We start from the raw sequence: 7956 nt of genomic DNA, 5'->3' as shown, positions 1-7956 counted from the left end.
CGACCCCCTCCCACCGGGCCCCGCTCCCACTAAGCGGCGTAGTACGTCACATCATTGCCAGGCGATTTTGCGGCCGCTAACAATTGCTCGAGTCGCACGGCGCCGTTGACCGAGAAATGGCGCTTCACCCGCGCCACACGGCCACTGCGACTCCGAGCGATTGGAAGAGGACTACACCGCCCATGCGTCTGCCCAGCATCTCCGGTACTAGCCGTCTGACCAAGACCCACAAGCTTTCCGCGGCCGGCATCGCCGCCGCCGGCACCGCCGCACTGGCCATCTCGCTGGTGCCCGGCGCCGCCCACGCCGCCCCGCAGGCCCAGGCCCTCAACGCCCAGCCGGTCGCCGCGGTCAGCGACACCGCCTTCGGCGGCAAGATCCAGCAGGCCGACCTCCTCCCCCAGCCCGCACAGAAGCAGGCCGAGGCCAAGGGCGACGCCTCCGACGCCGCCAAGAAGGCCATCGAGGACGCGCTGGCCAAGCACACCACCGCCGACGCCAAGAAGGCCGACGCGGACAAGGCCGACGCCAAGAAGGCCGAGGCCGCCAAGAAGGCCAAGGCCGAGAAGACCGCCAAGAAGCGGACCGCGGAGACCACCGCCAACCGCTCCGAGCGGACCACGCTGGCCGTCAAGCCCGTCGCCGACACCGCCCCGGCCAAGAAGAGCTACGGCAACAACCTGGACGGCTGGATCCGCGAGTCCCTGGACATCATGAAGTCCAAGGGCATCCCCGGCAGCTACGAGGGCCTGCACCGCAACATCATGCGCGAGTCCTCCGGCAACCCGCAGGCCATCAACAACTGGGACATCAACGCCGTCAACGGCATCCCGTCCAAGGGCCTGCTCCAGGTGATCGACCCGACCTTCAAGGCGTACCACGTGGACGGCACCTCGTGGAACATCTACGACCCGGTCGCCAACATCACCGCGGCCTGCAACTACGCCGCCGACCGCTACGGCTCCATGGACAACGTCAACTCGGCGTACTGATCCACAGCCCGGCAACCCCCCTACACACGCCGCGGGGCGGCACCCTGGACCAGGGTGCCGCCCCGCGGCGTCGTCCACTCCCGCGACGACTACTTGCGCATGACCTCCGGCTCGCTGCGGCGCAGCAGCCGCGCGACCAGGAAGCCGCAGAGCACGCCGAGGGAGATCAGCACCAGCACGTCGATGCCCCACTGCGCGGCGCTGTGCTCCCACAGCGGGTCGAGGTTGGTGGGGTCGCTCTTGTCGATCGGCGCCATGATGTGCGACATGTCGATGGTGGCGGCGGTGGCACCGATGGCCCAGCGCGAGGGCATCAGCCAGGCGAACTGCTCCACACCCGGCGAGTCGTAGATCTTGAACATGATGCCGGTGAAGACGATCTGCACGATGGCGAACATGACCAGCAGCGGCATGGTCTTCTCGGGCGTCTTGACCAGCGAGGAGATCACCAGGCCGATCATCATCGAGGTGAAGCCGAGCGCGATGATCACCAGGCAGATCTCGACGGCCGGGAGGCCGTTGAAGAGCACGCCGTCGTCCGGGAGCTCCCGGATGGAGAGGCCGATGGTGGTGAGGATGATGCCCTGGATGGCGGTGATCACGCCCAGCACGATCACCTTGGACATCAGATAGGCGGAGCGGGACAGGCCGACCGACCGTTCCCGTTCGTAGATCACCCGTTCCTTGATCAGTTCTCGTACGGAATTGGCCGCGCCCGAGAAGCACATACCGACCGCGAGGATCATCAAGATGGTGCCCGCGTCCTGGTTGAAGTGCTTGGGCGTCGGTGCGCCCAGGCCGAAGTCGGCCGGCACCACACAGCTCACGCCGCCGAGGAAGATCGGCAGGATGAGCATCAGCCCCATGAAGCCGCGGTCGGACCCGATCACCGCGCAGTAGCGCCGGATCAGGGTCCACAGCTGGGATCCCCAGCTCTGCGGCTTCTGTATCCGGGCCGGCGGCGGCTGGACGGCGACCGACTGCGGGGCGACCGCGTCGATGTCCGCGGCGTACAGCTGGTAGTGCTGCGAGCCGCGCCAGCGGCCGGCCCAGTCGTAGTCGCGGTAGTTCTCGAAGGCCGAGAAGACGTCGGCCCAGCTCTCGTAACCGAAGAAGTTGAGGGCCTCCTCCGGCGGGCCGAAGTAGGCGACCGATCCGCCTGGGGCCATGACCAGGAGCTTGTCGCACAGGGCCAGCTCGGCCACCGAGTGGGTGACCACCAGCACCGTGCGGCCGTCGTCGGCCAGGGACCGCAGCAGCTGCATCACGTCGCGGTCCATGCCCGGGTCGAGGCCCGAGGTCGGCTCGTCCAGGAAGATCAGCGAGGGCTTGGTGAGCAGCTCCAGGGCCACCGAGACCCGCTTGCGCTGGCCGCCGGAGAGCGAGGTGACCTTCTTCTCCCGGTGGACGTCGAGCTTGAGCTCGCGCAGCACCTCGTCGATCCGGGCCTCGCGCTCGGCCTCCGCGGTGTCACCGGGGAAGCGGAGCTTGGCGGCGTACTTGAGCGCGGTCTGGACCGTGAGTTCCTTGTGCAGGATGTCGTCCTGCGGGACCAGGCCGATGCGCTGCCGCAGCTCGGCGAACTGCTTGTACAGGTTCCGGTTGTCGTAGAGCACATCGCCCTGGTTGGCCGGGCGGTACCCGGTCAGCGCCTTGAGCAGGGTGGACTTACCGGAGCCGGAGGGGCCGATGACCGCGATGAGCGACTTCTCGGGGACGCCGAAGGAGACGTCCTTGAGGATCTGCTTGCCGCCGTCCACGGTGACGGTGAGGTGGCGGGCGGAGAAGGAGACGTCGCCGGTGTCGACGAACTCCTCCAGCCGGTCGCCGACCAGCCGGAAGGTGGAGTGGCCGACGCCGACGATGTCCTGCGGGCCGATGACCTGCTGCCGGACCGGCTGACCGTTGACGTACGTGCCGTTGTGGCTGCCGAGGTCGCGGATCTCGAAGCGCCCGTCGGGCAGGACGTGGAACTCCGCGTGGTGGCGGGAGACCTGGAGGTCGGAGACGACCAGGTCGTTCTCCAGCGCACGGCCGATCCGCATCACCCGGCCGACGGCCAGCATGTGGAAGGTGGTCGGGTTGCGGTCCGGCTGCCCGGTCGCCCCCGCGCCGGGGCCCTGGGCGGCCACCTTCTGGGCCGGGTGCTGCTGCGGCTCCTGGGTCGACATCCGCCGGGTCTCCGCGAGGTGCTGCTGCGGGAAACCCTGGGGCGGCTGGCCCTGCTGAGGCGCCTGGGGCCAGCCCTGCTGGGCGGCCTGCTGCCCGGCCTGCTGCTGCTGGATGTGCGGCGGCACCCCCCAGGGCTGGGCGGGCATCTGCGGAGCGGGCTGCTGGGGGGAAGGCTGGGGCGGAACGTACGGAGCCTGGTGCTGGGCCTGCGGGGCCTGCTGGTGGGTGTGCGGGGCCTGCTGCTGGGCCGGTGGTGCCTGGTGCGGGGCCTGCTGGGCCGGTGGGGCGGCCATCTGGTGGCTGAACCCACCGCCGGCCGGGGCCGCGGCGCCGGACAGGGACAGCCGGGGGCCGTCGGTCGCGTTGCCGAGGTGCACCACCGCACCGGGGCCGATTTCCATCTGCTGGATCCGCTGGCCCTGCGTGTAGGTGCCGTTGGTGCTGCCGTGGTCCTCGATGACCCAACTGTGCCCCGCCCAGCGCACGGTGGCGTGCCGCCAGGAGACCCGGCCGTCCTCCAACACCAGGTCGCTCTGTGGATCGCGCCCCAGGCTGTACGACCTGGATGGATCAAGTGTCCAGGTCTGTCCGTTCAATTCCAGTACGAGTTCCGGCACTCCATGCCCCACTACTTGTCCCCCGAATTTCCCCCTGCACAGGGAGTCTAGGGATGGCGAATCATCGTGAGGAACTATTTCAGGCTCGGTCCCTGAACCGAAAGTCGGGCGTTGGCAAGAGCGCGTATCGGGCAGTTGCGGCTCATCCGAAAGGCCCCCGGAAAGTGGTGAGCGGCCACGTACTGCCTGGATCATGAATTTCCGGGCAACTCGCGACGATCGGGGAAATCTCGATGACGGCCGGCAGCGGTACCGCGCGGCACCTCGGTGAGCTGCTGCTCTCCGCACTCGCCACCGTGAGCTGGGCGTTCTTGGGCATGGTGGGTGTGGCGGCGCTGAGTCTGCATCTGATGGGGGCCGACGAGGTGGGGGCGCTGGGGCCGATGACCGCCGCCGCGGTGGCGATGGCGGTGGGCGGCACCGTCGAACCGTCAGGAGACCTGCATGTCTTCGGTCTGCGGGGCGCCCAGGCGAGCAGCGCCGTGGACATCGCGCCGCTGGGCGTCTCGCTGGTCGGAGCGCTCCTGCTGAGTTGGTTCTTCCTGCGCTCCCTGCGCGGGGCGGGCGCGGTCATCGGCGGCGGGGAGCTCGCCGCCCGGGCGGGAGCGGTCGTCCTGCTCTTCCTGCTGATCCTGGGCGGGCTCTGCTGGGTGGGCAACGATACGGTCACGATCGACAGCTCCACGCTCGGGCTGGGCGGCACCGGGCGGACCGGTCACGGCAGCCTGCTCGACCGGTTGGCCGGCGCACTGGGCGACCTGGGGGACCTGGGCGCCGGGCAGCTGCCGGACGCCCTGGCGGATCTGGTGCGGGCCAAGGCGCGGGTCGGCTACACCGTGCGGACCGGCCGCTCCCTGCTGGGGGGCGTGGTCTGGGTCCTGGCGGTGCTGCTGATCGCACTGCTCGCCTCGCGCCGCACCCCGCTGCCGCGCGGCTGGGAGGCGGTGCACCGGGTGGTGCGGCCGGCGGTCTCGGCGCTGTGCGCGGTGCTGGTGCTGGCCGTCGTCGCCGGCATCGCGGCCGGTCTGTACGCGGCCATCCGGGACGACCGCCCCGGCCTGGTCATCGGCACCGCCCTGCTCGGGGCGCCGAACGGGGTCTGGCTCGGGGTCTCGCTGGGGCTGTTCGTGCCCTGGCACGGCCAGGCCACCGGCGCGCTGCGGCAGGTGCTGCCGGATCCGCTCGACCAGCTGCTGGGCGCGCAGGAGAAGGAGCGGATCACCATCGGGCGGCTGGCCGAACTGGACAGCCGGGTGTGGCTGCTGGTGGTCGCCTCGGTGCTGATGGTGCTGGCCGCCGGGGTGCTGCTGGCGGTGCGGACCCCGGTGCCGTCCCGGGCCGGGGGCGGACGAGCGTGGGGCCCGTACGGTTTCGCCGGGCGGTGCGCGCTGCGGCTGGGGGTGGCGACCGCGCTGGCGCTGCCGCTGGTGGTGTGGCTGACCGGGCTGTCGGCGGGAGCCGGGCTGTCCGTGCTGGGCTTCGACGGCTTCGGTTCCACGCTCGATCTCCAGGGCAGCGTTCCGCTCGCCGTGCTGCTGGGCGCCGGGTGGGGCGCGCTGGGGGGCGCGCTGGGTGCGCTGCTCGCCTGGACGACGGGGGTGGCGGGTGGACAGGTGAGCCCGTTCGCCAGAGGTGAGCCCGTTCGCCAGGTACGGGTGACGCGCCGGTGACCGCGCGGGGAACGCCTTCCGCCGTACAGGAGTCCGGAGCACGGACACCCGCACGATCAGGGCGGTCCGCCCGATACGGTGGAAGCACCATGAGCGCATCGCAGATCCCACCTGCCACCGCCGTACCGGGCGAAGATGACCCCACTCTGCTCGTCAAGATCTTCGGTAAGGACCGCCCGGGCATCACCGCCGGGCTGTTCGACACCCTCGCCGCCTACGACGTGCGCGTCGTCGACATCGAGCAGGTGGTCACCCGGGGGCGCATAGTGCTGTGCGCCCTGGTGACCCCGCCGACCGCGGCCGGGGTGACCGAGGGCGACCTGCGGGCGACCGTGCACAGCTGGGCCGATTCGCTGCGGCTCCAGGCGGAGATCATCTCCGGCCGCGGCGACAACCGGCCGCGCGGCCTGGGCCGCTCGCACGTCACCGTGCTCGGACATCCGCTCACCGCCCGGTCCACGGCCGCCATCGCGGCCCGTATCACCGGGACCGGCGGAAACATCGACCGCATCTTCCGGCTCGCGAAGTACCCGGTGACCGCGGTGGAGTTCGAGGTCTCCGGAGCGGAGACCTCGAACCTGCGCACCGCGCTGGCCACCGAGGCGGCCGCGCTGGGGGTGGATGTCGCGGTGGTCTCCTCCGGTCTGCAGCGCCGGGCGCAGCGGCTGGTGGTCATGGACGTGGACTCCACGCTGATCCAGGACGAGGTCATCGAGCTCTTCGCGGCGCACGCGGGCTGTGAGGCCGAGGTCGCCGAGGTCACCGCCCGGGCGATGCGCGGGGAGCTGGACTTCGAGCAGTCCCTGCACGCCCGGGTGGCGCTGCTGGCGGGCATGGACGAGTCGGTGGTGGAGAAGGTGCGGGCCGAGGTGCGGCTCACCCCCGGCGCCCGGACCCTGATCCGCACCCTCAAGCGGCTCGGCTACCAGGTGGGTGTGGTCTCCGGCGGGTTCACCCAGGTCACCGATGACCTCAAGGAGCGGCTGGGGCTGGACTTCGCCTCCGCCAACACCCTGGAGGTGGTGGACGGCAAGCTGACCGGCCGGGTGGTCGGGGACGTGGTGGACCGGGCGGGCAAGGCACGGCTGCTGCGCGGCTTCGCCGCCGAGGCCGGGGTGCCGCTGTCCCAGACGGTTGCGATCGGTGACGGGGCCAACGACCTCGACATGCTGAACGCGGCCGGGCTCGGGGTGGCGTTCAACGCCAAGCCGGTGGTGCGGCGGGCGGCGCACACCGCGGTGAACGTGCCGTTCCTGGACACCGTGCTCTACCTGCTGGGGATCACCCGGGAAGAGGTCGTGGCGGCGGAGACGCACGCCGACTGATCCCGGGGGCCTCGGACATCCCCGCGGGCCCCGTCACCGTACGGGGCGGGGCCCGGTGGGGGCGGGTGCGCGGCTACTCGTGCGGCGTCCAGAAGGCGGTGAGCCGGCCCACGCCGTGCTCCACGCTCTTCCAGGAGCCGTCGAAGGTCACCACGGCGATGGCCGCGGTGGGGAAGCCGCTGCGGTTCATCCGGGAGAGCAGGTCGCCCTCCGCCTCGCCGGCCAGGGCATCGGCGAGGGCGTGCATCCCGGGGTTGTGGCCGACCAGCAGAAGGTCGGCGACCTCGTCGGAGACCTCGTTGAGCAGGGCGATCAGCTCGCCGAGCGAGGCCTCGTACATGCGCTCCTCGTAGACCGTCTTCGGGCGCTGCGGCAGCTCGGCGACGGCCAGCTTCCAGGTCTCCCGGGTGCGCAGGGCGGTGGAGCACAGGGTGAGGTCGAGGGAGATGCCGGAGCCGGCCAGCCAGCGCCCGGCCACCAGGGCGTCTGTGCGGCCGCGCTCGGCGAGCGGCCGCTCGTGGTCGGATTCCTGGGCCCAGTCGGCCTTGGCGTGTCGGAGTAGGACGATCCTTCGTGGGACATCGACGCTCATGGCTCCCAGCTTCGCACGAAACACGCCGCTGAGCGCGGGGCGTTGGGAGCCCGCCCGCCACCCGCGGTACCCCGGCGCCCGCCTGGTCACAGGCCCAGGTGCCGCACGGTCTCCCGGAGGGCTCCGAGGACGTGGGTGAGGGCCCCGCTGCCGCCCCGCGCCGGGTCCGCCTGGGCGGGGCCGGATATCAGCAGCAGCAGCGCGGCGAAGGCGAGGGCGGGCAGGGCGATGGCCCACCAGGGCAGCCGGAGTTCCACGCCGGTGTGCGCCGGGGTGAAGGGGCTGGGGGTACGGGCGCTCAAGTTCGCCTCCGGGGCCGGAGCGGATGGGCTGACCCTACGAATCTAGGGACCGCCGGGCACCGTGCCCATCCGGTGACCCACCCAGTTGCCCCTGAGGCGGGCCCCCTAGGGGTAGGGGGGCTAACCCCACCCCAAGGGGTGGGGTCAGGGCGCGGCGATGGTGGCGATCACACCGATGACCAGGGTGATCAGCAGCATCACGCCCAGGATGGTGAGCAGCTTCTTCTGGCCGTTCTGCGGTTGCGGGTCAAGCACAGGTGACATGCCCCGAGTGTCCCAGCCCGCC

The 7956-nt window shown here is 71.1% G+C and carries 7 protein-coding genes; 3 read left to right on the top strand and 4 right to left on the bottom strand.

Annotated features, from left to right (window positions below; translation table 11 throughout):
* Positions 1 to 182: 182 nt before the first annotated feature.
* The gene (locus E4099_RS08340) at positions 183 to 992 is read left to right on the top strand and encodes a transglycosylase SLT domain-containing protein (protein WP_135338322.1); all 810 of its coding nucleotides are present in this window, start codon (positions 183 to 185) and stop codon (positions 990 to 992) included.
* An 89-nt stretch (positions 993 to 1081) separates the two neighbouring features.
* Here E4099_RS08340 and E4099_RS08335 read toward each other — a convergent pair whose 3' ends face one another.
* Entirely contained in the window at positions 1082 to 3781 is a 2700-nt protein-coding gene (locus tag E4099_RS08335) for an ABC transporter ATP-binding protein/permease (protein WP_425348251.1), read from the bottom strand.
* 233 nt (positions 3782 to 4014) lie between these two features.
* Between E4099_RS08335 and E4099_RS08330 the strand changes: the two genes are divergently transcribed.
* Together E4099_RS08330 and serB are read left to right on the top strand one after the other, a co-directional pair.
* Positions 4015 to 5451, top strand: coding sequence for a streptophobe family protein (locus tag E4099_RS08330; RefSeq protein WP_135338320.1), 1437 nt, complete (start codon positions 4015 to 4017; stop codon positions 5449 to 5451).
* Positions 5452 to 5540: 89 nt separating this feature from the next.
* Positions 5541 to 6776, top strand: a complete 1236-nt coding sequence (gene serB / locus E4099_RS08325) for a phosphoserine phosphatase SerB (protein WP_135338319.1) — start codon at positions 5541 to 5543, stop codon at positions 6774 to 6776.
* Between the two features lie 73 nt (positions 6777 to 6849).
* Here the strand turns inward: serB and E4099_RS08320 are convergent, their stop codons facing one another.
* The 3 genes from E4099_RS08320 to E4099_RS34815 all read right to left on the bottom strand — a co-directional run bounded on the left by E4099_RS08320 (position 6850) and on the right by E4099_RS34815 (position 7934).
* On the bottom strand, positions 6850 to 7368 hold the full coding sequence (locus E4099_RS08320) for a SixA phosphatase family protein (RefSeq protein WP_135338318.1): 519 nt from the start codon (positions 7366 to 7368) through the stop codon (positions 6850 to 6852).
* 86 nt (positions 7369 to 7454) lie between these two features.
* Positions 7455 to 7670 carry a hypothetical protein gene (locus E4099_RS08315; protein ID WP_135338317.1) on the bottom strand — a complete coding sequence of 72 codons (216 nt, stop codon included), beginning with the start codon at positions 7668 to 7670 and terminating at the stop codon, positions 7455 to 7457.
* Positions 7671 to 7814: 144 nt separating this feature from the next.
* The gene (locus tag E4099_RS34815; RefSeq protein WP_280923493.1) at positions 7815 to 7934 is read right to left on the bottom strand and encodes an SGM_5486 family transporter-associated protein; all 120 of its coding nucleotides are present in this window, start codon (positions 7932 to 7934) and stop codon (positions 7815 to 7817) included.
* Positions 7935 to 7956: the final 22 nt, after the last annotated feature.

Origin of the sequence: Streptomyces palmae (assembly GCF_004684805.1) — a bacterium.
Classification (GTDB): Bacteria; Actinomycetota; Actinomycetes; order Streptomycetales; family Streptomycetaceae; genus Streptomyces; species Streptomyces palmae.
This window is presented reverse-complemented; position numbering and strand designations above follow the sequence as displayed.